The organism is Nonomuraea sp. CA-141351 (assembly GCF_050944675.1).
Taxonomy (GTDB): Bacteria; Actinomycetota; Actinomycetes; order Streptosporangiales; family Streptosporangiaceae; genus Nonomuraea.
In genome coordinates this window covers 3,167,889-3,192,572 of record NZ_CP191982.1, presented here as the reverse complement: position 1 = coordinate 3,192,572, position 24,684 = coordinate 3,167,889, and the positions used below count along the sequence as shown (strand labels likewise).

The window sequence follows — 24,684 nt, the reverse complement described above, 5'->3', positions numbered from 1 at the left end:
CGGTCATCCTGCCACTACGGTCAACGGATCGCCCCTGGTCACGCCCGCCGCGTTCGCCAGCTCCGCCACGTACGTGTGCCTGCCGGGCGACCGGCCCGTGAGCACGGTGGCGGCGCTCTGCGCGGCCGGCGTGGCGGGGTCGAGCGGCTGGGTGTCGACGAGCACGCCGTCCTCGTAGAGGCGGTAGGAGGTGGCGTTGGTGCCCCACCACATGTTCATGCGGATGGTGTAGTCGCCGTCGCCGTCCCAATTGTCGGAGCTGAGCACGGGCCTGCCGGGGTTCGCGTCGGTCACGACGACCTTCGCGGACGTGGTGGCGGTGCGGCCGGCCTGGTTCAGCAGCTCGCCGGTGTAGACGTAGGTGCCGTTCTTCCGGCCGGTGACCGCGACGGTGGCCTTCTGGGCCGACGGCGTCTTCGGGGTCAGGTCGCGCCTGGCGATCTCCTTGCCGTTCTCGTACAGGACGAACACGCCGGCGTTGACGCCGTACCACAGGTTCATGGTCACGTCGTAGGTGCCGTCGTGGAGGCCGTACTGACGGCCGCTCGTCGTCGAGAGCGCGGCCCGCGCGGGCGGCGCGGTGGCGCCGTCCTGCGGCAGCCCGGGCTCGGGGCGGGTGACCTTGATCGTGTACGTGGCGTCCGCCGTGCCGTCCTCGGACACCACCTTGACGGCGACCGCGGTGTCACCGACGGGCACCTGGATCGGCGCGGACGCGGCGCCGCTCGCCACCGCCTGCCCCTGCACGGTGATGGCCGCCTCCGGGTTGAGCGCGGTCGGCGTGAACGCGACCCGGTCCCCCGGGACGGTCAGGGCGTATTCGAGGACGTCGGCGTCGAAGGCCGGGTCGAGCGTGCCCGCGTCCGGGACGAGGCCGGACAGGGTGGTGTCCTGGGCGAGCGGGCGGCGCCTGATCTGGAGGGTGTGGGTGGCCTCGGTGCCGTCCTCCGCGGTGACCACGATGGGCACCTCGGCCCCCGTCGCGCCCAGCGTGATCTTCCGGGTCGCCTGGGCTCCCTCCATGCGCTCGCCGGAGATGCTCACCGACCTGGCGAACGGGCTGCGCGCCACGGCGGTCACCTCCACCTCGGTGACCCTGGCGGGGACGTCCAGCACGCCGTCCGCCGGCGCGCCCTGGCTGGTGTCGATGCCGAGCAGGCCGGTGTCGTCGCGGGCGAGGCCGGCTCCCTGGGCGACCCGGATGTCGTCGAGGTGGATGCTGCCGTAGTTGCTGCTGTTGGCGTAGTAGTCGATCTGCGCCACGCCGTCCATCGCGGTCCTGAACGCGGCGCCCTCGAGCACCTTGCGGCCGTCGATCAGCAGGTCGAAGCGCTGGTTGACGGTGTCGATCACGGCCGAGACGTGGTACCAGCGGCCCGGCTCGTACGCGCCCACCGTGCGCGTGGTCGTGCCCGCGTAGGCGACGATGGTGTTCTTGGTGAAGGCGAGGCTGACGGCGTTCTGGCCGGCGGCGTTCCTGATGTAGGGGACGGCCCACCAGTGGTTGCCGGAGGTGTAGGGCTGCTCGCTCATGACGCGCGCCTCGACGGTCACGATGCCCTTCAGCCCGAACGTCTGGGAGACGCTGGTGCTGCCGCTGTTCGCCGTGCGCGTGAGCTTCAGGCTCTTGCCGTCCGGCGTCTCGACCACCTCGGCGCTCCCGCCGGCGCCGCTCACCACGAGTCCGTCGCCGCTGGTCAGCGGCCCTGTCGCCAGGTCGTAGAAGTCGTGCACGGCCACGTAGTCCGGGACCGGGCGGACGAGGAGCAGCGCGCCCGCGTCGGTCGCCGTGGCCGCCTCCACGGTCAGCCCCGGCCGGGTGGCAGTGACGTACCCTCCGGACGAGGCGCGGACCGCGTACCCCTTCCCCGCCGGGACGTTCTCGACGGCGAAGGCGCCGTCGGGGCCGGCGGTCGCGGTGCCGAGCGTCTGCTCGCCGTCCTTGACCGTGACCGTCGCGCCGGGCAGCGGGCGGGCGGCCTGGTCCAGGACGCGCCCGGTGACCGAGCCGACCGTGCCGGCCGAGGCCATGGTCAGGTGGACGGTGGCGGTGTTGCCCGCGCGCACGTTGACGGTCTCGGTGGCCGTCGAGTAGCCGTTCCTGGTGGCGGTCACCTCGACCCCCTCGGCGAAGGGGACGTCTTTGATCGCGAAGCGTCCGTCGGCTCCGGTGGTCGCGTTCCTGCCCGCCGCCGTCACTGCCGCCCCGGCGACGGGGACGCCCGCGGGGGTGCGGACGGTGCCGATGACGGACTCGGTCGTGGCGCCCGCGGCCGTGGTGTACTCGAAGGCGCCGATGTCGGGGCCGCCGTTGTAGAGCGGGGTGCCGGCGAAGTCGCGGCCGCCGTTCGCGCTGATCTCCTCGCCCGCGTCGATCGCGTACGAGCCCGAGGAGACGCGCAGGCCGTGCGCGGTGTCGAGCCGCGGGCCCGACTCCGGCGTGCCGTACGGGCCGTCGAGCGGCGCCTTGGCGAACAGCGGGTCGGCCACCACGGCGGCCGAGTCGCCGGCCGGCACCGCGAGGTCCGCGCCACCGTACAGGTTGTGGCTGTAGGCGATGGTCGGGCTGGTCGTCAGCGTCGCGGGGCGCGTGGAGTAGAGGATGTTGCCGACGATGTCGTAGCGGGCCTCGATGTACGTGCCGTACCCGTAGATGAGGTAGTCGCTCTTGTCGTTGTAGATCGTGTTGTTGTGGACCTTGGCGGTCGCGGCCCGGTCGGAGTGCAGGTAGATCTGGTAGCGGCTGTTGCTCGCGATCACGTTGTTCCTGACCACGGCGTCGCCGAACGCGAACTGGCACAGCAGCACGCCGTCGCCGTTGCCGTGCAGGTAGTTGTACTGCACGACCTGCCGGGTGGTGCCCTTGTCCGGGTCGATGGCGTTGGAGTCGGCGCCGCCGGCCTTCTGCTGCGTCTCGTACACCTCGTTGAACTGGAACGTCACGTCGTCGGCGTAGTACGACTCGATGCCGGAGGTGCCCGCGCGGTAGACGACGTTGTGCTCGACCAGCGCGCCTCTGACGTTCGTGATGTACATGCCGTTGCAGCCGTACGCGGTGCCGGCCTGGGTGACGTGGTTGTTCCTGACGACGATGTTCGTGTGCGGGGTGAACTTGGGGTCGTCGGCGCTCTGCCGGGTGCCCCAGCCGGTGGCCGTGGCGATCGTCTCGCCCGCGTCGTTCTTGCCGTCACCGGTGTACTGCTTGAAGACGATCCCGGCGAACGACGTGTTGGCGACCGTGGAGTTCTGGATGACCACGTCGTTCAGCACGGTCGCCTTGTCCGGCGGCGCGTGGATGTCGGGCACCGTCGTGTCGAACACGATGCCGCCCGTCTTCTTCGAGCCGTCCCAGCCGGTCTGGAAGCGGATTCCGGGGGCGTTGCCGGCGATGCTGCCACTGATCCAGTTGACCTGGCCGGTGACGTCGTGCACGTCCACGCCGTCGATGACGAAGCCGTCGAGGGTCTGGCTGTTGTCGCCGGAGACGTGGATGCCGCGCAGGTCGCGCAGGTTCTCGCCGGGGGTGCCCGTCGGCGGGACCTCGTTCGTGACCTCCAGGTTGCGGATGGTCCAGAACTCCTGGTTGAACAGCCGGACTGCGTCGCCGGCCTGGCCCGCGCCGTCGATGCGGGGCTTGCCGCCCTCGCCGTACCTGTCGACGGTGATCGGCGCGCCGCTCTCGCCCGAGCCCTTGGGCCAGAGCCGGCCCGTCCACCTCTGGCCGGCGCGCAGGAGGATGCGGTCGCCCGGGTGGAACGTGGTCTCGTTGACCTTGCCCAGGCTCTTCCAGGCGTGCGCCTCGTCGATGCCCGAGGCGGAGTCGTCCCCGCCGGTGGCGTCGACGTAGTACGTGGTGCCCGCCTGGGCCGTGGCCGTGGCGGGCTGGGTGAATGTTGTGATCATGGCAGCGGCTGTGAGCACGTGCAGGAACTTTGGCATGACCGGGCTCCTGGGGGTGTGCCGGCGCGCCTCCCGATCCGGAGGCGCGCCGGAGGGCGATCAGCTCGGTTACGGGGTGTGGACGATGGGGTGGGCCACGTCGTGGGCACGCAGGTGGCCGCACATCCCCCACCGGTCTTGTGGCGGGCTCTCCATCAGGGCCGACTGGCGCAGGTGCGCGCCGTCGCCGCGCTCCAGGGCCTCGAGGATCCCGGCCGTGCGGCGCGTCTCCTGGGCGACCGTGTCCTCCCAGATCGAGCGCCACGCCGCCGCCTTGGGACGTACGAGGGCGAGGGCGTGGTCGTAGAAGCGGTGGAGCGGGCCGAGGTCGCCCTCGGCGGCGGCGTCGGCGAGTCGCAGGAACCCCTCGACGGCCGATTCCCGCCGCCTCCGCACCGCCTCCTCCTCCCCTTGGCTGGGGAGGGCGGCGGCCTGGCGGTAGCGCTCCGCGTCCGAGACGATCTCCGGCGGGAACGTCATGACCGCGTCGCCGGCCTCGGGAAGCCCGGCGTTCGACATCACGACCACCACCTCCAGGCCCCCGCGGTTGACCGCGCGGTGGATGGTGCCGGGCGTGAACCACACGGTCGTCCCCGCGCTCAGCTCCGTCTCGCGCAGCCCGTTCACGTCGAGTGTCTGCAGCGTGCCGTGCCCGCCGACGACCACGTACGCCTCCGTGGAGGCCGTGTGCAGGTGCGGCGTGCCGCCCTCCAGCCCGTCGGCGCACGGGCTGCCGGAGTAGACCGACAGCCGGCTGACCGAGGTGCCTCCGGGGAAGGTCATGCCAGCGCCGCCCGCCCCTGCTTGGCCAGCAACTCGGTCCCTTCCTCGCCCCGGTCGCCGTCGCCGATCACGACCGCGTACCGGAACCTCAACGACTCCCCGTCCGGCAGCTCCAGTTCCTCGCTGAAGAACGGCGCCGGGCACAGGCACGCGAACTGCTCGCTGCGCGCGAACCACTGCGGCGGGTGCTGGGGGTTGGAGGCGGCGTCGACCACGACGATCGTGGAGTGGTCGCCGGTCTCGTCGTGCCTGCCGCGGAAGCCGAACCATTCGGCGCGCGTGCCACGCAGCTCGTCACCGCCCGCCCCGGCAGGGGACTGGATGGTCCCGCCGGTGAACGACCTGGGCCCGCGCCAGAAGAGCCCGCCGTACCCGGCGTTCTCGCGGCCCTTCGTCGTCGGGGAGCCGAACGCGAGCGTGCCGCCCGACACGTTCGTCATCTCCGTGTCGAACACCAGCGCCCACGTCGCCTCGTCCACCACCTGCGCGGCCAGCGAGCGCCGCTCCGTGATGACCGGGGCGCCGGCCTGCGAGGTCCAGTCGAGCGTGTGCGCGATCTCGGCCCGCCCGCCGGTGACCGACAGCGCGGTCATCTCGCGGTGCGTGGCGGCGCCGTTGTTCTCGAGCTGCACGTAGAACTTCCCGTGCACGTACGTCGGCCCGCCCCAGAAGTTGTGCTCCCCCACGTGCGGCAGCGACCAGGCGATGCCCTTGTGCCAGACGTGGTCGTGCGGCCTGAACAGCGACACCAGCCGGCCGCCGAGGGTCCGGATCGGGTGCAGGTACGGCTTGGGCGACTCCAGCACCGGCGTGTCCGGGCGGTAGACGTACGTGAACAGGTCGACGTCGCCCGCCGCGACGGTCACCGAGTTGTCGAGCACGTGTGTGGCTTGCAAGGTCACGGGTTATTCACCTTTCCCCAAGGAGCGCCCGTGCCGTCCATGCGCAGGGCGAACGGGCTGTCAGCAGTGATCTGTCCGGCTTGTACGCGCTCGCCGGTGAAGGCGGAGGTGTACAGCGCGGCGATGAACTCCATCGTCCGGCGGGCGTCCTCCGTGGTCACCGGAGGCGCCTCACCACGGTCGAGCGCGTCGAATACGGCGGCGAGCCAGCCGTCGTGGCCGCTCGGCACGGTGCTGTGCCCCTGCGCCCACAGGTCCGACACCGCCTCCTGGCCCGGCGCCGGGGTCACGGTCCAGTCGTCGTCGGTGTAGCCGTACAGGTGCTCCACCTCGACGGTGGCGCGCTCGTAGTCGAAGCGGAGCTGGGAGGTCTGCCTCGGGGACACAACGGAGTTCACGATCGTGGCCACGGCGCCGTTCTCGAACGTCACCAGCGCCAGCGACACGTCCTCGGTGTCCACCGGGCGCGCCTGGCGGGCGGCCACGGCCGTGACCTCGCGCCACGGCCCGAGCACCGAGAACAGCAGGTCGAACTGGTGGATGCCGTGCCCCATGGTCGGCCCGCCGCCCTCCGACTCCCACGTGCCGCGCCACGCGACCGCGTAGTACGCCTCGTCGCGGTACCACTGGGTGTTGCAGGTGGCCAGCAGCGGGCGGCCCAGCTCGCCGGCCTCCTGGAGGCGGCGCAGCCGGAGGGCGCCCGCCCCGAAGCGGTGCTGCAGGACGGTCGCGACGTGCGCCGTCGAGTGGCGCTCCGCCTCGATCAACGCGTCGAACTCGGCGAGCGAGAGCGTCGGCGGCTTCTCCACCAGCGCCGTGACCCCGGCCTCCAGGCACGCGATGGCCAGCGGCGTGTGCAGCTGGGGCGGCGTGCACAGGTGGACGAGGTCGACCTCCTCCTCCCGCAGCAGGTCGTCCAGGCTCGCGTGGGTGCTCGTCACGTCGTACTTCTCGGCGAACGCGCTCACCCGGTCGGCGTCCACGTCGGCCACGGCCACGAGCTCCGCCCGCCCGGACCCGAGGACGGCCTGGGCGTGCGCGTGGGCGATCGCGCCGGTTCCGACGATCGCTGCCCGGTAGTTCCGTTGTGTCACGATGATGCTCCTATATGGGGGTATGTCAGGCGCCGTCGATCTCAAGCCTGGTCACTCTAGGGGCCGGGCCTACATTGGGGTGTCCAGGTACTCCGCAGCGGCTTTGTCCGTTTCCGTGAGCTTCGGAGTGATGGCCGCGCGGCCGCCTCGGAGTCCGCGGCCGCTCTTGCGCATGCGCTGGAGCTCGCCGATAGCGCTCACACGTGACCTCCTGTTCAATGATCGAGACGCGGGAAAGCGCATTCCACGGGAAAACGTATTCCGCAGTTTGCACCGGCGTTACCTGAGCGTCAAGAGCGTTACCGGGCGACTACATGCGCCAGGACCGCCAGGTGTGGTTACACAGCGTGACGGGCGGCGGCGTGCCCCGCCCGCGAGCGCCAGTGCCTTCCCTCAGGGTGCACATCCGGGGCGTCAGGCCCTTGTGCGGGTGCTTTCGCGGACGATCAGTCGCCCCTCGAGGGTGAGCCGCCTACCCGCGCCCGCCTTTTCCAGTGCGAAGCGGATCGCCTCCACTCCCGCCTGCGCCAGCGGAAGCGCCACGGTGGTCAATCGCGGCGTCACATCCCCGGCGAGCGGAATGTCGTCGATTCCCGTCACGGAAACGTCTTCGGGAACCACCACACCGGCGGCCCGGAATCCCGACATCGCACCGATGGCGACGGCGTCGTTGACGGCGAGAACCGCTTCCACACCGTCCATGCCCTCCTCGGCCAGCCGCCGCGCCGCGTCGAATCCGCCCTGACGGCTGACGTCGCAATAGACGACCCGGATATCCCGCTCGTCGATGCCCCCGGCCCGCAGTCCGGCCATGAAACCGCTCGTGCGAAGGGCCATGTTGCGCAGTTCGGGAACGCCGCCGAAAATCGCCACCCGCCGGTGCCCGGTTTCCGCGACGAATGCGCCCGCCGAGCACCCGGCGCCGTAATCGTCGAAGCCGATCGCGTCGAAACTCATGTCGGTCTCGCCGACGATGACGACCCGGCCGCCTTCACGTTCGTAGGAGTCAAGCTCCTTGAGCAGCCGCCCGTCGAGCGCGTTCGCCATGAACCGGCTGGAGGTCAGCACGAGCGCGCGCGGCCGCAGGGCGCGCAGCAGCCGGACGGTCTCGAGCTGCCGCTCGGAGGCCGCCATCGTGGACGAGACGGTGACGAACGCGCCCGCCGTACGCGCTTCGCGTTCCATCGCGGCCACCACCATCGCCATGGTCGGCGTCGTGAGATCGTCTGCCACGAGCGCGATCGACTCGCTCGCCCGGCGCATCGCCCTGGCCGAGGCGTCCACCGTGTAGCGCAGGGCCGCCGCCGCGGCCAGCACGCGCGCCTCGTACTCGGGCGCCACCTTCCGCGTGCTGCCGCCCAGGACCCTGGACGCGGTGGTAACGGAGACCCCGGCCGCCGCGGCCACATCGTGCAGCGTGACCGTGGGCCTCGCCGCGTGAGGCATCCGCAGTGTCCTTTCCTCGGGCGTACGGGCCGGTTATGAAGCGTACCCGCCGCCGTCTCCCTCCTCCTCGACAGCGTTCATGGATCCGGCATGACCCGTGTCATATGGACTCGATGACACAGCGCACTAACTCCGCCAGGTCCGGCTGAACCATGCTGCCCACATGACATCTCGCCGATTCAGGAAGCCGGCCGCGGCTCGCGCCAGGCGGCTGGCCGCCGCGACCGCGGCAGGCGCGTTACTCGCGGCAGGGACGCTGACCGCACCAGCCATCGCTCAGACCACGGTCGTCACCGGCACGGTCCAGGATGGCGGGCTGGACCGGCAGGCGCTGCGGCAGTCCCTGGACGCCGTGCACGAGGCCGGCATGTTCGGCATCTACTCGGAAGTACGCGACGGCAGCCAGACGTGGAAGGGCGCGTCCGGTGTGGCCGATGTGGACACGGGCCGCCCCGTACGACCCGACATGGTGCACCGGGTGGGCAGCATCAGTAAGACGTTCACCACAGTGGCCATCCTCCAGCAGGTCGAGCGCGGTGCCATCGAACTGGACGCCCCGATCGGGCGCTACCTCCCCGGCCTCGTCCCCGGCGAGCGCGGCCAGAAGATCACCGTACGGATGCTCCTCAACCACACCAGCCACATCGCCGACTACATCGGCCCGGCGTTCCCGTCGCTGCTGGAAGGCTCGACCAAGAGCCTGGACGACAACCGTTTCCGCAGCTTCGCCCCGGAGGAACTGGTCAGGCTGGGCCTGGCCGCCACCCCGACCGGCGAGCCCGGAGCGGTGCCCGGCTCGTACTCGAACACCAACTACGTCCTCGCGGGCCTGCTCCTGGAGAAGGTCACGGGCACGGACGCCGAGCAGTACATCACCCGCAACGTCATCCGCAAGGCCGGCCTGCGCCACACGTCCTTCCCGCGCACACCGCTCATCCCGGGCCCGCACTCCAAGGCGTACGAGTCGTGGTACGGCTTCATCGACCCGCCGCGCGACTACAGCGTCTACAACATGTCGTGGGCCAGCACGGCGGGCGCGATCGTGTCCACGATGGACGACCTCAACCGCTTCTACCGGGCGCTGCTCCGCGGTGAGCTGGTCGGCGCCGCGCAGGTCGCCGAGATGCAGAAGACGGTGCCGGTGCTGGTCGGCGGGGGGTCGATCGCGTACGGCCTCGGGCTCTACTCTCTCGACCTGCCGTGCGGCCGCTTCTGGGGGCACGACGGGGGCGTGTTCGGGATGGGCACACAGTCGCTGTCCAGCCCGGACGGCAACCGCCAGCTGTCGTTCGGGATCAACCTCATGAAGTACCAGAAGATTGACGAGAACGGCCAGCTCGTGCCAAGCCCGATCGACTACGCCCTGGTCGATCACCTGGTCGTGGCCCTGTGCGGCGACACCGCGGCCCAGGCGAAGGCGTCGCGGCCGCAGTTCCTCCCGCTCCCGTCGGACAACGCGCCCATCGGAGTCCGGTAGGACTGTGTCGCCGATCACTTCGTGAGTGCGCATTTGTCCGCAGATGACTGCTCGAACTCTCCGTAATGTCCCTGCTGCCGGATCAAACCGGCGCACTGACGACGGGGAGGAAACCCAATGCGTAAGACCCTTGCGATCACCGCTCTGGCCGGCTCGATGGCCATCACCGGCATCGCCCTCACCCCGGCCGCCCAGGCCGCCACGGAGTCCACCTCGTACTCCATGGGGACCAGCTGGGGGAAGTTCTTCTCCAGTGACCACAAGGCGTACACGTTCGGCAAGACGTGGAAGGCCGGCGGCCAGGTCTTCACGAAGTGGTACGGCGTGGACAAGGTCGGCGGGAAGAAGGGCTGGGTCTGGTTCGAGTACTACCAGAACGGCGGCTGGCACAAGTTCAACCGCTCGTTCGACGGCAAGGTCGTCGGGTCCTGGCACGGCCGGGGGATCAAGAAGATCTACACGTTCACCTGCTGGGCTGGCAAGTTCGACAACTGCGGCCGTAGGTACCGCATCTACTAGACAAACAGGCCCGGCGCCGTTCAGCGCGCCGGGCCACCGTTCTGGGATCTTGCCGGCCCCCTGACTCGGTGTTACCTCTTGCGAGATGCGCGCAATCCGCGCACCCCTGAGACGCAGGAGGCACCGTGTCCTGGTTACGCAGCACCCTCGTCGCCGTCGCGCTCGTCGCGTCGGCCTTACCCCTCGCGGGGCCGGCCCGGGGCGAACCCGGCGGGCAGGCCCCGGTCCACGACTTCCAGGCCGAAGAGCACGGCAAGCCCGACGTGGACAACCGGCAGGGCAGGGTGGCGCCGCCCGCCGGGGTGAACGCCCGCACCGCCGGGTCGAAGGCCGAGATCCGTTGGAACGCTCTCGGCACCCCCGCCGCCGTCACCAGCGCGGAACCGCTGGCCGAGGGCCTCGGCGAGGATCCCGAGCAGGCCGCCCGCACCTACCTCAAGAACAACCAGACCGTCTTCGGGCTGTCCGCGGAGGCGGTGGACGCGCTGGAGCGGGTCGCGGTCAACCCCATCGGCGCGGGTCACGCCGTGCTGCTGCGCCAGCGCTTCGGCGGCCTGCCGGCCGGCGTGGACGGGCTCGTCGCGATCGGCGTGGTGAACGGCCAGGTCAGGCACGTCACGTCCTCGCTTTCCCGGAAGACCGAGGCGCCCCCGGCCGCGACCATCACCGCGCAGCAGGCGCTGGAGATCGCGGCCAGGGACGGCGGCATCGACCTGGCCACGGCGACGACCAAGCAGTCCACGCCGGTGGCGGTGCCCGCTCCCGACGGGGTGCACAGCGCGTACCAGGTGGTCCTGGTCGGCGGCTCGCAGGGCGAGGCCGCCGGATACACGACGCACGTGGACGCCGTCAGCGGCGCCATCCTGGTACGCGAGAACCTGGTCGACCACTTCGACCCGGAGAACCCGCACTGGGCGGCCTTCCCGTCGAACCCGCGCGACGACTACTCCTCCCGCGACACCCGCCAGACGTGGTGCTTCACGGCCGGACCCGGCTGCGACTATGTGACCGGCGGCGACCCGGGCACCGGCAAGGCGTGGGACGTCGACCACACCACCAATGAGCCGACGAACACCAGCTCCGGCAACGCGACCAAGTCGACCGAGAACCGGGCGAACGGCGACCCGTTCAGCGTCGGGACCCGTACCAACGTGCTCACGCCCAGCAGGAACTACGTCTACCCGTGGCGGAACACCTGGCACGAGGCGAAGTGCGACCCCGCGGTGTTCGACCAGAGCGGCGAGGCCGACCTGGAGGCCGCCATCGCCAACCTGAACGCGATGCACAACCGCATGCACGACTGGTCCTACCGGCTCGGCTTCACCGAGACCGCCTGGAACATGCAGGCCGACAACGGCGAGCGCGGCGGCCTCGGAGACGACCCCGAACAGGGCAACGCGCAGGCCGGCGCCCGCGTCCTGTCCGTACGCGACAACGCCAACCAGATCACCGGGCCTGACGGCGTCGCGCCGATCACGAACATGTACCTCTGGCAGCCCATCGCCGGCTCGTTCTACTCGCCGTGCGTGGACGGCGACTACGACATGTCGGTCATCGGCCACGAGTACACGCACGCCATCTCCGGCCGCATGATCGGCGGCCCGAACGCCGGCTGGAGCGGCGCCCAGCCCGGGGCCATGAACGAGAGCACCTCCGACCTGTTCGCGATGGAGCACCTCTTCGAGTACGGCTTCCGCCCCTCGGGCCTGACCCCGTACGTGACCGGCGGCTACGTGACGGGCGACAAGGCGCGCGGTATCCGGAACTACGACATGTCGAAGTCCCCGCTGAACTACAGCGACATCGCCTACGACATCGTCGGCCAGCAGGTGCACGCGGACGGCGAGATCTGGTCGGCCACGCAGTTCGACGTGCGGGCGGCGTTCGTCAAGCGGTACGGCGACGGCACCGCCAGGCAGCAGCGCTCCTGCGCGGACGGCCAGACGCCGGTCGAGCGGTGCCCGGGCAACCGGCGCTGGGCGCAGCTGTCGTTCGACGCCCTGCTGCTGATGGCCTCGGGCGCGGTCAGCTACGTCGACCACCGAGACGCGCTGCTGGCGGCGGACGCGATCCGCTTCGGCGGCAAGAACCAGGACATCATGTGGCGCGCGTTCGCCGAGCACGGCCTGGGCGAGGGCGCGGCGAGCAGCGGCCCGAACGACGCCGACCCGACGCCCGGCTTCGTCAACCCCGCGGGCAAGAACGGCTCGCTGCAGCTCAAGCCGCTGGGCGAGGCGAAGGGCGCGGCGCTGCGGCTGTACGTGGGCGACTACGAGGGTCGCGCTGTGCCGGTCGCCGACACCGACCCGGCGACGCCGCTGGGCGACACGGTGGAGATGACGCCGGGCGTCTACTCCTTCGTGGTCACGGGCAACGGGTTCGGGCACACGCGGCTCAAGTACGCCGTGGTGGGCGGCGTGACCCTGCCGCTCCCGCTGCCGCTCACCCGCAACCTCGCCTCGGCGGCGGGCGGCGCGGCGGCCGCGGGCGACGGCGTCAACCAGGCCAAGCTGATCGACGAGACCGAGGCCACGAACTGGGCCTCGCTCACCGGCGCGCCCGCCGGCAAGTCGGTCGTCGTGGACCTGGCGGGCGACGCGCCGGTCACGGTCCGGCGGGTGCAGGTGAGCGCGATGCTCAGGCCCAACGTCGGCGACGCCGCCGACCCGGGAGCACAGAACCGCTTCTCCAGCCTGCGCGCGTTCGAGGTGCTGGCCTGCAGCTCCGGCTGCGCCGACCCCTCGAACTTCACGAAGATCTACACCAGCCCGGCCGACGCCTTCAGCGCCGGGCTGCCGCGCCCGCGGGGCGCGGACATGCTCATCAAGTCGTTCGGAGTACGGCCCACCAGCGCCACGCATCTGATGCTGCGCGTGGTCAGCACGCAGTGCACCGGCAATCCGCTGTACGCCGGTGAGCAGGACAATGACCCGAACTCCGCCACGGACTGCGCCACGGCCAGCCCCCAGCGGGAGCAGGTGAGGGCGGCCGAGTTCCAGGCGTTCTCGCACTGACGTTGTGACTGTGCGGCCCGCGCCGTTTGGGGCGCGGGCCGTACGCGTGCTTGCCCCAAAGTAGTTAGACATCGTACTATACGGACAAGAGCTAGTTAGACGTCGAACTATATGGAGAGATCATGCGTACCTTGATCCGTAACGTCCGGGTCTTCGACGGCGAGCGGACGGTGCCCGCCGCCGACGTGCTGATCGACGGCGACCTCATCGGCCCGGCGGGAGGCCCGCTGGGAGACTCGGCGGACGTCGAGGTGGACGGCACCGGGAAGACCCTGCTGCCGGGCCTGATCGACGCCCACGCGCACGCCTTCGACGGCGATCTGGAGGAGGCGCTGAAGTTCGGCGTCACCACCGAGCTCGACATGAACAACCTGCCGCCCGTCCTGGCCGCCCAGCGCCGGCTTGCCGCCGAACGCGACGACGTGGCCGACATCCGCAGCTCCAGCATGATCGCCACCGCCCCCGACGGGCATCCGACCCAGATCATGACGGCGGACGTGCTCAAGGCCCTCGGCACGGACCGCACGCTCGACACGGTCGCCGACTCGGGCGAGGCCAAGGCGTTCGTGGAGGCGCGGCTGGCGGAGGGCGCCGACTACCTCAAGATCGCCATCGACGACGGCGGCTCGTCCGGGATGCGGCTGCCGGCGCTCAGCCCCGAGCTCGCCGCCGTCCTGGTGGAGGCCGGCCATGCCGCCGGGCTGCGGGTCATCGCGCACACGGTGACCGCGAGGGAGGCGATCATCGCCCTCGACGCGGGCGCCGACGGGCTGGCGCACCTGTACGCCGACGTGGACCAGGACCAGGCCGAGGAGATGGCCGCCAGGGTCGCCTCGTACGACGCGTTCGTGATCAGCACGATCACCTACATCGAGGCCGTCACCGGCGACCCGAACGGCCAGGAGCTCCTGCGAGACCCGCGGGTCGCGGGCCGGATGTCGGAGCGCGCGAAGGCCACGTTCGGGCGGGAGTGGACGGACATCCCCATGCACTCGCAGGGCGTGCTGAACGCCGCCCACACGGCCGCGGCCCTGATGCGGGCGGGAGTGCCGGTGCTGGCCGGCACGGACGCCACCCCGTTCGGGCCGGTGCACGGGGCGGGCCTGCACCACGAGCTCCTGCTGCTGACGGAGGCCGGCTGGACCCCGGAACAGGCCCTGGCGGCGGCGACCAGCGCCCCGGCCCACGCCTTCGGGCTCACGGACCGCGGACGGATCACCCCTGGACTGCGTGCCGACCTGCTCCTCGTGAACGGCGACCCGACCACGGACATCACGGCCACCCGGGCCATCGCGGACGTGTGGCGCGGAGGCGTCCGCCAGGCCGGCTGACCCCTGGCGGGCCTACTCGCGGCGGCTCACCCAGTCCGCCACCTTGGCGACGGGCGACGTGGTGACGCGGCCCCCGGCCGTCTCCTGCCGGTCCGCCTCCCGGTACGCCGCGTACATCCCCCTCACCCCGAGCCACCGCAACGGCTCGGGCTCCCATTTCCTGACCTTCCGCCCCACCCACGGCAGACCCGTCAGCTCCGTCTCGCGGCCCAGCACCAGATCCCGCAGGGTGCGGCCGGCGAGGTTCGTGGTGGCCACCCCGTGCCCCACGTAACCGCCCGCCCAGCCGAGCCCGGTGCGCCGGTCGAGGCCCGCCGTCGAGCACCAGTCGCGCGGCACCCCGAGAACCCCCGACCAGGCGTGCGCGATCCCCACGCCGAGCGTGGCGGGGAACAGCCGGACGAGCGCGTCCCGGAGCTGGCGCACCGTGGAGATGTGGGTGCGCCCGTCGGAGTCGGTCCTTGATCCGTACCGGTACGGGCGGCCGCGACCGCCGATCGCGATCCGGCCGTCGGCCGTACGTTGCGCGTAGATGTAGGCGTGGGACATGTCCCCGAGGAGCTCCTCACCTGACCACCCGATCCGGTCCCAGACCTGGCCGGGGAGCGGCTCGGTGACGATCAGTGAGGAGTTCATGGGGAGCCACGTGCGCCGCTCCCCCGCCAGACCCGCCGTGAAGCCCTCGGTCGCCCTGATCACGTACGAGGCGCGGACCGTCCCGTACGGTGTCTCGACCGTGTGCGGCGAGATCCGCGTCACCGGCGTGGACTCGCGGATCGGCACGCCGAGGCGCTCCACGGCCCGCGCCAGTCCCCGCACCAGCTTGGCCGGTTGCACGCGGGCGCAGTGGGGCGTGAAGGACGCGCCGAGTGCGCCCGCGACGCCGATCCTGGCGACCGTCTCCTCCGCGTCGAGCAGCACCACGTCGTCGGCCCAGGAATGCGCGGCGGCGACCTGCGCACGGAGCCTCGGCAGTTGGGCGGGCGCGTGCGCCACCCGGAGCATGCCGCTCTTGACGATGTCGGCCTCGATGCCCTCGGCCGCGGCGACCGCGATGATCTCATCCACGGCGACGTTCATGGCCCGCTGGAGGTCGATGACGCCCTGGCGGCCGTGGGTGGCGGCGAAGCGGCGGCGTGAGCCGGCCAGGCTGGCGGTGATCCAGCCACCGTTGCGCCCGGAGGCGCCGTAGCCGGCGAACTCGCGCTCCAGGATCACGATCCGCAGCCCGGGGTCGGCCTTCTTCAGGTAGTACGCCGTCCACAGGCCGGTATAGCCGGCGCCGACCACGCACACGTCGGCCTCGGCGGACCCGTCGAGCGGCGGGCGCCTGGCGGGAAGTCCGATCTCGCGGTACCAGTGCGAGACACCCCCGTTGAGCGTCACAGGGCCGCCTCCACGGCGGGGGCGGCGACGCGTACCCGCCCGATGAACAGCCCCACCAGCGTGAACACGTAGAACAGCGCCGTCACCACCGCGACCGGCCAGTAGTGGCCGCCCGTCCACTCCAGCGACGCCGTGGCGAACAGCGGCACGAGCCCGCCGCCGATGGCCCCGGCGAGCTGGTACGACAGCGACATGCCGGTGTAGCGGACGCGAGGCGCGAAGAGCTGGGCGACGTAGGCGGCGCCGACGGAGTACGTGGCGGTCACGCCGATGAGGCCGACGCCTACGCCCACGCAGAGCCAGAACGTGCTGCCGGTGCCGAAGAGCCAGAACGGCGGCACCGCCCACACGAGCCCGGCGACCGCGCCCCACGCGATGACCTTGCCCTTGCCGTACCGGTCGCCCATGGCGGCGAAGACGAACATGAGGGCCGCTTCCACGACGGCGGCCACGATCTGCCCGGCCAGCGCGGCCGACTTGGGCAGCCCGAGCTGGGTCGTCGTGTACGCGAGCATGAACGTGGTGAGCACGTAGTACGCCGCGAAGCCGCCGGCGAAGATGCCGAGCCCGACCACGATCTGCCGCCACGACGTGCGCAGGCACTCGACGATCGGCAGCACCTCGGAACGGGCCGACCGCTCGAAGTCCGGCGTCTCCTCGATCTTCATGCGCACCGCGAACCCGACCACGACCAGCACGATCGACACGAGGAACGGCACCCGCCACCCCCATGCCTCGAACTGCCCGGCGCTCAGCACACCGTTCAGCACCGCGAACATGGTGGTCGCGAGGAGCAGCCCGACCGGCGAACCGATCTGGGCGAACGCGCCGAAGAACGTGCGCCGCCCCTGCGGCGCGTGCTCGACGGAGATCAACGCCGCGCCGCCCCACTCGCCGCCGACCGCAATGCCCTGGACGAAGCGGAGGACGACCAGCAGCAGGGGCGCGAGCGTGCCGACGGTCTCGTGCGTGGGCACGCAGCCGACCAGGAATGTCGCGCCGCCCATCATGAGCAGCGTCCACACCAGCGACTTCTTGCGCCCGATCCGGTCGCCGAAGTGGCCGAACACGACCGCGCCCAGCGGCCTGGCGACGTAGCCGACGGCGTACGTGGCGAACGCGGACAGCACGCCCGCGACCGGGGACAGTGTCGGGAAGAACAGCTTGTTGAAGACCAGCGCGGAGGCGGTCGTGTAGATGAAGAAGTCGTACCACTCGATGCTGGTGCCGAGCGCGGACGCGAGCGCCACCCTGCGCATCTGCGGTGATGTGGTCATTGGGGGGTCTCCTTCACGCGCTCATTCACTGTCAGGCCGTCCCGCAGGTCGGCCTCGCGGCGCGCGGCCGGGCGTTCGGCGGGTGGGCCGTAGCCTCCTCCGCCGCCGGTGCGCAGGCTGACCCGCTCGCCCGCGGCGAGCGTCACCGCGTCGATGTGGGACAACCGTTGTACGGTTCCGTCGGGCCTGCTGACCTCGAGCCCGCCGGTGGCCCCGTCGCCGCCGCCGAACAGGCCGCGGGCGCCGTAGCGGTGCCGGTCGGAGTAGGCGGAGAAGGTCACGCCGTCCCTGGTGGCCTCGTATGTGCGGACGAAGCCGAGGCCGCCGCGGTTGCGCCCGTCGCCTCCCGAGCCGGGGACGAGCGCGAACTCCGTCACCCTGAAATGCGAGTAGTCGATCTCCAGCGCTTCGACGGGAGCGCTGGCGCAGTTGGAGATGGGGTTGTCGAGCGCGTCCGCGCCGTCGCCCGCCGCTCCGGCGCCCCAGCCGCCGCCGAGCACCTCCAGCACCACCTCGTACTGGTGGCTGTGGGGGTCGAGGTAGCTGAGCGCCGCCGCGCTGGTCGTGTCGTAGCCGGTGGCGACGACCCGGTCGGGCAGCGCCTCGGCGAGCGCCCTGATGACGGCGTCGAACGCGCGGCTGGCCGGGGTGAGCCTGGCGCGCACCGCGGCGGGCGCGGCCGGGTTGAGTATGGACCCGTACGGCGCGGTCACCCTGATGGGCCGGTTGCAGCCCTCGTTGAACGGGATGTCCTTGTCGCGCAGCAGGCCGCGGATCGCACTCTGCACGGAGGAGACCGTCGAGGCGAACGGGCAGTTCAGGTTGGCCGGCACCTGGGGATCGGTCCCGGTGAAGTCGACCTCCAGGTCGGATCCGCGCACGCGGACCGCGACCCTGACGTGGTGCCGGTCGCCGCCCCACGTGGAGGCGTCGATGATCTCCTCGGCCGCGTAGTCGCCGTCGGGGATCTCAGCGATGGAGTCGCGCAGCCGCCGCTCGGCGTAGTCCTGCAGCTCGTCCATCACGGCGGCGGTCAGCTCGGGACCGTGCCTGGCGACGAGCTCGCGCAGCCGTTCCGCGGCCACGTTGTTGGCCGCGAACTGCGCGTTGAGGTCTCCGACGACCAGGTCGGGCACGCGTACGTTGAGCCGGAAGAGCTGCTCGACGAAGCCGCCGTGCCAGTCGCGCGAGACCGAGAACGGCCGGCCCGGCAGGCGGATGCCCTCCTGGTAGACCTCCTTGGCGTTGATGGTCAGCCCGGGCTCGCCGCCGCCGATGTCGACGTGGTGCGCCACGCTCGCCGCGAACCCGACCAGCGTGCCCTCGTGGAAGATCGGCGTGAACAGGTAGATGTCCTGCAGGTGCTGGCCGCCGTGGAAGGGGTCGTTGTAGAGGATCGCGTCGTCGCCGGTCAGCGCCGCGGGGTCGATGTCGGCCAGCACGGCGGCGATGGCGTGCGAGATGCCGGCGGTCATGATGGGGATGGCCTCGGCCTGGCTGACCACGTTGCCGCGCGGGTCCACGAGCGCCACGGCGTAGTCGCGGGCCTCACGCACGACGGAGGAGAACGCGGCCCGCCGCAGGTTCGCCGCCATCTCGCGGGGGATGGCCGCCAGGGCGGTGCCGACGATGTTCAGGGTGACGGGGTCCACGGTCATGTCAGGCTTCCCTGGTGAGCAGGAGGTTGGTGGCGGGGTCGACGGTGGCCGTCCAGCCGGGGGGCACGTACGTGGTGGCGGTTTCCTCCTCGACCACCGCCGGCCCCTCGGCCGTGAAGCCGGGTGGGAGCGACGCCCGCCACAGGAAGGCGCAGCTCCGCTCCTCACCGCCGATCACCACCGGCAGGTCCTCGCGGCGCGCGGGCCCTTCCACCGGTACGGCGGGCAGCGCGGTGTCTTCGCGCGGCACCCTGAGCGTCAGCCGGTACGTCACCACCTGGACGGCCTTGGCGGGCGTGCTGTGGCCGTACCTGAGCGCATGGGCCTCGTGGAACAACCCGGCCGCCTCCTCAGGGGACACGCCCTGCGGCACCGGCACGGTGAGCTCGAAGCCCTGGCCCCGGTAGCGCAGGTCCAGTTCGAATTCGGTGACCACGCCGCCGGGGTCCACGCCCTGGGCGGCGATCTCGGCCCTGGCTTCGGCCAGCAGTTCGGCGAACACCTCGTCCAGCTCCTCCGGCGCCAGCTCTGCCAGGTCCGCGACCCTCGTGACCGCGAAGCGGCGCTGGAAGTCGGAGCTGAGCAGCCCGTACGCGGACATGAGCCCGGCGTGCGGCGGGACCAGCACGGATGTGATGCCCAGCTCGTCGGCGACCGCCGCGGCGTGCAGGGGGCCGGCGCCGCCGTAGGCGACGAGCGTGTGGTCGCGCGGGTCGTGGCCGCGCTCGGTGGAGACGAGCCTGATGGCGCCGGCCATGGCGACGTTCGCGATGCGGAAGACGTCCTCGGCGAGCTGGGCAGGCGTCCGTTCGAGCTCCCGGGCCAGGGTCTTCAACGAGGCGATCGCCGCCTCCGGGTCCAGGGCGTGCCGGCCGCCGAGGAAGTGACCGGGGCGGATGAGGCCGCGGGTGACGTTCGCGTCGGTGACCGTGGCCGCGGTGCCGCCCCTTCCGTAGCAGGCCGGGCCCGGATCGGCGCCCGCGCTGCGCGGGCCCACCTGGAGCATGCCGCCAGGGTCGAGGCCGACGATGCTGCCGCCGCCCGCTCCCACGGTGGCGATGTCCACCATCGACAACTTGACCGGGATCCTGTCGATCATCGACTCGGTGGTGATCTGCGGACGCCCGCCGGTGACCAGGCAGACGTCGGTGCTGGTGCCGCCCATGTCCATGGTGACGATGTCGGCGAGGCCCGTGGCGGCGGCCACCGCGACGGCGCCCGCCACCCCGGCGGCCGGGCCGGAGAGCAGGACGTGGATCGGCCGCCGCCGCACGTACGCGGCGGGCACGACGCCGCCGTTGGACTGCATCATCGACAGCTCGCCCATGCCGCGATCGGCGAGGGAACGTTCCAGGCGGCTGAGGTAGCCGTCGACGGTCGGCTTGACGAAGGCGTCCACGGTGGTGCTGCTGGCCCGCTCGTACTCGCGGAACTCGGCCACGACCTCGCTGGACAGCGACACGTCCAGGGCGGGCGCGACCTCCATGGCGATCTCGCGTACCCGCTGCTCGTGGGCCGGGTTGCGGTAGCTGTGCAGGAAGCACACGGCGATCGAGGTGACGCCCAGCCCGGCCAGCTCGGCCACCGCCTCGCGTACGGCCGGCTCGTCGAGCGCCACCAGCGGCTTGCCCGTGACGTCGAGCCGCTCGGGCACCTCGCGTACCAGCTCGCGGCGGACCAGCGGCCGCGGCTTGCGGTAGTGCAGGTCGTACATCACGTCCCTGTCGTGCCGCTGCAGCTCGAGCACGTCGCGGAAGCCCTGGGTGACGATGAGGCCCAGGCGCGGCCCCTCGCGTTCGAGCACGGCGTTGGTCGCCACGGTCGAGCCGTGCAGGAGCGGCGCGCCCGACAGGTCCACGGCCTCCAGGCGGGAGATCGCCTCCAGGACCGCGAGCGAGGGGTCGGACGGGGTGGAGAACACCTTCCCCGTGGCCGCGAGCCGCCCGGCGTCGTCCAGCAGCACCAGGTCGGTGAAGGTGCCGCCACACTCCACACCGAGTCTCATCGCGTTCCTCTCTGTTGGATGGAGAAACGGTCACATAGGCCTCCATCTGCGGCAATACGTCATTTAACCTATGGAGATGCTGCACGGGCCGAGGTATGAGGGGTCGCCCAGCGGCGCGGGCGAGCCCGGGATGGCGCGTGTCTCCCCCGACGGCGCCGTGGAGCGGCTCGACGGCGTCGGGGCCGACCTGCGCGGGCGGCAGATGCTGGCCCGCGCCGCGACCGCGCTGCTGCGGTCGGGGCGCGACGCGGTCACGTTCCTCCTCGTGGAGGGGGACGAGCTTTGGACGCACGCCTCCATGACGGTGGCGCGGGAGACGGGTGACGTGGTGGTCTCCGCTGCGGACGTGCCGCCCCCGTACGGGCTGACGCCTCGGGAGCTGGACGTCCTGACGCTCATGGCCGGCGGGCTCACCAACACCGCCGTCGCGCGCTATCTCGGCTCGAGTCCGCGTACCGTGTCCAAGCAGGTGGAGAGCGTGCTCGCCAAGCTCGGGCAGGCCACGCGCGGCGGGGTCGCGGCGTTCGCGGTGGATCACGGGCTGCTCAGGCTGCCGATCCCCGGCGGGTGCCCGGAGCTGACCGCGCTGGCGGCGGGCGCGGTGGACCGGCTGATGCGTTCTTCCGGGCCGCTGCCGAGCTTCGCCACCGTCGGGGTGGCGCGGCGCCGCCCTGTCTCGCCGTACGAGATCGGGCTGCTGCTGCCGCTGGTCGGCGGGTCGAGCGACGACGGCGAGCAGATGCGGCGCGGGGCGGAGCTGGCCGTCGAGGAGCTGAACGCGCGCGGCGGCGTGGCGGGCCGGCCGGTGCGCACCCATGTGAGCGCGGTGGACTCACTCGACGCGGACTCGGTCTCCGCCGGCCTCGCGGAACTGGCGGCCCGGGAGGTGCCGGCCATCGTCGGCGGCTACCTGCTGACCGACGAGCGGGCCTCGTACGAGATGGTGGCCGACTTCGGCGCCCCATACCTCAACATCGGCACCAGCGACCTGCAGGCCGACTGGGTGCGGCAGGAGCCGGACCGGTTCGGCCGGATCTTCCAGACCGGGCCCACGCGCGCCAACTACGGCAAGGGCTTCGCCCGCTTCCTCCGGAGCCTGCGGCTGCGCAGGCGCAGCGTCGGGTTCGTGGAGACGACGATGCCGGACACGCAGGCGTTCAACGAGGAGACGGCGCGGCTGGTGCAGCAGGCGGGGCTGGCCATCGACTTCGTGGTCCGGCTGACGCCGCCCTATCACGACTGGAGCCGGGCGCTGGCCGCGATCCGCGCGCACGCGCCCGGTGCGGTGATGGTCACCCATCACCTGGCCGAGCAGGCCTCCGCATTCCAGCGGGCGTTCGTCCAAGAGCCCTCGCCGACGCTGGTGTACATGGTGTACACGCCGGCGGTGCCGCAGTACCTGGAGCTGGCGGGACGGGCGGCGGAGGGCGTGGTCTGGGCGACGGTCACGGGTCTGTACGGGGACAGCAGGGGACGGGCGTTCGCCGAGCGCTTCCTGAAGCGGTACGGCGCCTCGCCGGGGAGGTCGGTGGCGGGGGCGGCGTACGACCAGATCAACCTGCTGGCCCTGGCCTGGTCGGCGCACGGTCGTCCGCACGACTTCGGCCTGGTGGCCCGGGATCTGCGGGCGATCGTGTATCGGGGGGTGAACGGGGCTTACGACCTGGACCGGGGCGGGCAGACGAGCGTGGCTTTTCCCGATGAGATCCCGGATCCTTCGCTGGGGCAGGCGCACCTGGTCTTCCAGATCCAGGACGGGGTGCACCGGGTCATCGGCCCGGCGCCGTACGCGGAGGCCGCCTTCCGGCGACCCCCGTGGATGGTCGCATAGGGGCTGGCCGGATTCTTTCGCATAGTGGCCTCCCAGCCACTCGTGGAGGCTGGGCAGCGCGCGCAATGATTGCATGCGCCGCATAAAGGCGGACGCAATGCAATTGGAGGGTTTGGACATGCCTATCGGGCTTCTCGCCCTTGCACTGGGCGGCTTCGGCATCGGGCTCACCGAGTTCGGGATCATCGGCCTGTTGCCTGAAGTGGCGGCGGACTTCGGAGTCACCGAGCCGGTGGCCGGATATCTGGTCTCCGGGTACGCGCTGAGCGTGGCGGTCGGCGCCATCGGGCTGACCGCGGCGATCGCCCGGTTCGACCGTAAGAAGGTGCTGCTCGCGCTGATGGTGCTGTTCATCGCGGGCAACCTGATCTCCGCGGTGGCACCGATCTACTCGGTGCTCATGGCGGGCCGGGTCGTCGCGGCGCTGTGCCATGGCGCGTTCTTCGGCGTCGGCTCCGTGGTCGCCGCCGACATGGTCGCGCAGAACCGGCGGGCCGGGGCCATCTCGCTGATGTTCGCCGGGCTGACCGTGGCCAACGTGCTCGGGGTTCCGCTGGGCACGCTGCTCGGACAGCAGCTCGGCTGGCGCTCGACGTTCTGGGCGATCACGGTCATCGGCGTCGTCGCGCTGATCGGCATCCGGCTGCTGGTGCCACGGACGCCGGCGCCCGCCGAGACGAGCCTGCGCAGCGAGCTGGGCGTGTTCCGCCGGCCACAGGTCTGGGTCTCCGCCGCGGTCACCGTGCTGGCCTTCGGCGGCATGTTCGGCGCGTTCACCTACATCGCGTTCACGCTCACCGAGGTCAGCGGGTTCGCCACCACCACGGTGCCCTGGCTGCTGGTGCTGTTCGGAGTCGGCACGTTCGCCGGCAACTTCGCCGGCGGCAAGTTCGCCGACCGGGCACTGAACACCTCGCTGGGCGTGATTCTTGCGCTGCTCGCCCTGGTGCTCGCCGTGTTCGCGCTGACGGCGCAGAGCCAGGTCATGACGATCGTCTCGCTGCTGCTGATGGGCGCCGTCGGGCTCGCCACCGCGCCTGGGCTGCAGCTGCGGATCATGGGGTACGCCCAGGAGGCGCCCACGATGGCCTCCGGCGCCAACATCGCGGCCTTCAACATCGGCAATGCGCTGGGCGCGTGGCTGGGCGGGCTGGCCCTCGGCGCGGGACTCGGGTTCGTCTCGCCGCTCTGGGTCGGCGCCGGAGTCACCGCCGCCGGGCTCGTCGTCCTGGTGGCCGGGTCGGTACGGCCGCGCCGTCAGGCGCCGGATACCGTCCCGGCCGACGTCACCCGCGTAGAACTCCCTACGGGTGGGCGATGAAGCGGCCGAAGCGGCCCTGGTGGTAGATGAGGGGACGGCCTGGGCTGTGCACCCTGGCCTCGGCGACCAGGCCCACGACCAGGATGTGGTCACCGACGTCCACCGTCTCGTGCGGCAGGCAGATCAGGTGTGCGGAGACGTCCTGGAGCAGGGGGGCGCCCAGGGGACCCGGACGCCAGCGGGTGGGCTCGGCGAACCGGTCGATGTCCTTGCGCGCGAACCTGGACGCCAGATCGGCCTGGTCGCTGGCCAGGACGTTGACCGCGAAGTGGTCGGCCGAGCGCAGCCAGGGCCAGGTGGTGGAGGACCGGTCGACGTAGAAGGAGACCAGGGGTGGGTCCAGGCTGACGGAGGAGAAGGACGTGGCGGTGAGGCCGACGGGGATGCCGTCGGTCTGGGCCGTGATGATGACCACCCCGGCCGCGTGCACGGCCAGCGCGCGCCGGAACCCGTCGGCGTCAACGGGACCATCCGGCACCGCCTCCACGGCCGGCTGTCCCTCCACCGCCGGCTGCGATTCCGTCATCGACAGGTCGTCCGCCACCACACGCGACTCAGCGGACAACCGCGGTGCCGGCGCCAAACGAGGCTCCGCCGCCGAACGGGGGTCCGGGGCCGTCCGGGGCTCTCTCCCGATCCATGCGGCCTCCGACGCGCGCCGCGCGTCCCGGGCCTGCCGGATCTCCTTGGCCCGGCGGGCC

The 24,684-nt window shown here is 71.5% G+C and carries 16 protein-coding genes; 6 read left to right on the top strand and 10 right to left on the bottom strand.

The window, feature by feature from the left end; translation table 11 throughout:
- Positions 1–3: 3 nt before the first annotated feature.
- The 5 genes from ACQPWU_RS15400 to ACQPWU_RS15380 form a co-directional block, all read right to left on the bottom strand.
- A complete protein-coding gene (locus tag ACQPWU_RS15400) occupies positions 4–3,939 on the bottom strand; it encodes a carboxypeptidase regulatory-like domain-containing protein (protein ID WP_433440454.1) in 3,936 nt (1,311 codons plus the stop codon).
- A gap of 69 nt (positions 3,940–4,008) precedes the next feature.
- Positions 4,009–4,722, bottom strand: a complete 714-nt coding sequence (locus ACQPWU_RS15395; protein ID WP_433440452.1) for a cupin domain-containing protein — start codon at positions 4,720–4,722, stop codon at positions 4,009–4,011.
- Positions 4,719–5,624, bottom strand: a complete 906-nt coding sequence (locus ACQPWU_RS15390) for a PmoA family protein (RefSeq protein ID WP_433440450.1) — start codon at positions 5,622–5,624, stop codon at positions 4,719–4,721. The genes ACQPWU_RS15395 and ACQPWU_RS15390 overlap by 4 nt, the downstream gene beginning before the upstream one ends.
- Positions 5,621–6,718, bottom strand: coding sequence for a Gfo/Idh/MocA family protein (locus tag ACQPWU_RS15385; RefSeq protein ID WP_433440448.1), 1,098 nt, complete (start codon positions 6,716–6,718; stop codon positions 5,621–5,623). Before ACQPWU_RS15385 ends, ACQPWU_RS15390 begins: the two co-directional genes overlap by 4 nt.
- A gap of 414 nt (positions 6,719–7,132) precedes the next feature.
- Positions 7,133–8,125 carry a LacI family DNA-binding transcriptional regulator gene (locus ACQPWU_RS15380; protein WP_433440446.1) on the bottom strand — a complete coding sequence of 331 codons (993 nt, stop codon included), beginning with the start codon at positions 8,123–8,125 and terminating at the stop codon, positions 7,133–7,135.
- Positions 8,126–8,327: 202 nt separating this feature from the next.
- Here ACQPWU_RS15380 and ACQPWU_RS15375 point away from each other — a divergent pair, with 202 nt between their 5' ends.
- The 4 genes from ACQPWU_RS15375 to ACQPWU_RS15360 all read left to right on the top strand — a co-directional run bounded on the left by ACQPWU_RS15375 (position 8,328) and on the right by ACQPWU_RS15360 (position 14,505).
- On the top strand, positions 8,328–9,641 hold the full coding sequence (locus tag ACQPWU_RS15375) for a serine hydrolase domain-containing protein (protein ID WP_433440444.1): 1,314 nt from the start codon (positions 8,328–8,330) through the stop codon (positions 9,639–9,641).
- A 117-nt stretch (positions 9,642–9,758) separates the two neighbouring features.
- On the top strand, positions 9,759–10,160 hold the full coding sequence (locus ACQPWU_RS15370) for a hypothetical protein (RefSeq protein ID WP_433440443.1): 402 nt from the start codon (positions 9,759–9,761) through the stop codon (positions 10,158–10,160).
- 125 nt (positions 10,161–10,285) lie between these two features.
- On the top strand, positions 10,286–13,174 hold the full coding sequence (locus ACQPWU_RS15365) for a M36 family metallopeptidase (RefSeq protein WP_433440441.1): 2,889 nt from the start codon (positions 10,286–10,288) through the stop codon (positions 13,172–13,174).
- Positions 13,175–13,296: 122 nt separating this feature from the next.
- Positions 13,297–14,505, top strand: a complete 1,209-nt coding sequence (locus ACQPWU_RS15360) for an amidohydrolase family protein (protein ID WP_433440439.1) — start codon at positions 13,297–13,299, stop codon at positions 14,503–14,505.
- 12 nt (positions 14,506–14,517) lie between these two features.
- Here the strand turns inward: ACQPWU_RS15360 and ACQPWU_RS15355 are convergent, their stop codons facing one another.
- From ACQPWU_RS15355 to ACQPWU_RS15340, 4 genes are read right to left on the bottom strand one after another with little or no spacing between them, the layout of a single operon-like run.
- Complete coding sequence (locus ACQPWU_RS15355; RefSeq protein ID WP_433440437.1) at positions 14,518–15,891, bottom strand: NAD(P)/FAD-dependent oxidoreductase; 1,374 nt, start codon at positions 15,889–15,891, stop codon at positions 14,518–14,520.
- Positions 15,888–17,168, bottom strand: a complete 1,281-nt coding sequence (locus ACQPWU_RS15350) for an MFS transporter (protein ID WP_433440435.1) — start codon at positions 17,166–17,168, stop codon at positions 15,888–15,890. Before ACQPWU_RS15350 ends, ACQPWU_RS15355 begins: the two co-directional genes overlap by 4 nt.
- The gene (locus ACQPWU_RS15345; protein WP_433440433.1) at positions 17,165–18,826 is read right to left on the bottom strand and encodes a hydantoinase B/oxoprolinase family protein; all 1,662 of its coding nucleotides are present in this window, start codon (positions 18,824–18,826) and stop codon (positions 17,165–17,167) included. Before ACQPWU_RS15345 ends, ACQPWU_RS15350 begins: the two co-directional genes overlap by 4 nt.
- A gap of 1 nt (position 18,827) precedes the next feature.
- Positions 18,828–20,831, bottom strand: coding sequence for a hydantoinase/oxoprolinase family protein (locus tag ACQPWU_RS15340; RefSeq protein WP_433440431.1), 2,004 nt, complete (start codon positions 20,829–20,831; stop codon positions 18,828–18,830).
- 76 nt (positions 20,832–20,907) lie between these two features.
- On the opposite strand from ACQPWU_RS15340, the gene ACQPWU_RS15335 reads away from it, so the two are divergent.
- The gene (locus tag ACQPWU_RS15335; RefSeq protein ID WP_433440429.1) at positions 20,908–22,662 is read left to right on the top strand and encodes an ABC transporter substrate-binding protein; all 1,755 of its coding nucleotides are present in this window, start codon (positions 20,908–20,910) and stop codon (positions 22,660–22,662) included.
- Positions 22,663–22,780: 118 nt separating this feature from the next.
- The gene (locus ACQPWU_RS15330; RefSeq protein ID WP_433440427.1) at positions 22,781–23,983 is read left to right on the top strand and encodes an MFS transporter; all 1,203 of its coding nucleotides are present in this window, start codon (positions 22,781–22,783) and stop codon (positions 23,981–23,983) included.
- Here the strand turns inward: ACQPWU_RS15330 and ACQPWU_RS15325 are convergent.
- Positions 23,967–24,509 (bottom strand): flavin reductase family protein, encoded by a 543-nt coding sequence (locus tag ACQPWU_RS15325; protein ID WP_433445217.1) that lies wholly within the window; start codon positions 24,507–24,509, stop codon positions 23,967–23,969. The genes ACQPWU_RS15330 and ACQPWU_RS15325 overlap by 17 nt on opposite strands.
- Positions 24,510–24,684 lie beyond the last annotated feature (175 nt).

Excerpts from the sequence above, each read along its gene's own strand:
- ACQPWU_RS15400 (WP_433440454.1), bottom strand. The coding sequence starts at position 3,939 with ATGCCAAAGTTCCTGCACGTGCTCACAGCCGCTGCCATGATCACAACA.
- ACQPWU_RS15395 (WP_433440452.1), bottom strand. The coding sequence starts at position 4,722 with ATGACCTTCCCCGGAGGCACCTCGGTCAGCCGGCTGTCGGTCTACTCC.
- ACQPWU_RS15375 (WP_433440444.1), top strand. The coding sequence starts at position 8,328 with ATGACATCTCGCCGATTCAGGAAGCCGGCCGCGGCTCGCGCCAGGCGG.
- ACQPWU_RS15370 (WP_433440443.1), top strand. The coding sequence starts at position 9,759 with ATGCGTAAGACCCTTGCGATCACCGCTCTGGCCGGCTCGATGGCCATC.
- ACQPWU_RS15360 (WP_433440439.1), top strand. The coding sequence starts at position 13,297 with ATGCGTACCTTGATCCGTAACGTCCGGGTCTTCGACGGCGAGCGGACG.
- ACQPWU_RS15350 (WP_433440435.1), bottom strand. The coding sequence starts at position 17,168 with ATGACCACATCACCGCAGATGCGCAGGGTGGCGCTCGCGTCCGCGCTC.
- ACQPWU_RS15345 (WP_433440433.1), bottom strand. The coding sequence starts at position 18,826 with ATGACCGTGGACCCCGTCACCCTGAACATCGTCGGCACCGCCCTGGCG.
- ACQPWU_RS15340 (WP_433440431.1), bottom strand. The coding sequence starts at position 20,831 with ATGAGACTCGGTGTGGAGTGTGGCGGCACCTTCACCGACCTGGTGCTG.
- ACQPWU_RS15335 (WP_433440429.1), top strand. The coding sequence starts at position 20,908 with ATGCTGCACGGGCCGAGGTATGAGGGGTCGCCCAGCGGCGCGGGCGAG.
- ACQPWU_RS15330 (WP_433440427.1), top strand. The coding sequence starts at position 22,781 with ATGCCTATCGGGCTTCTCGCCCTTGCACTGGGCGGCTTCGGCATCGGG.
- ACQPWU_RS15325 (WP_433445217.1), bottom strand. The coding sequence starts at position 24,509 with ATGACGGAATCGCAGCCGGCGGTGGAGGGACAGCCGGCCGTGGAGGCG.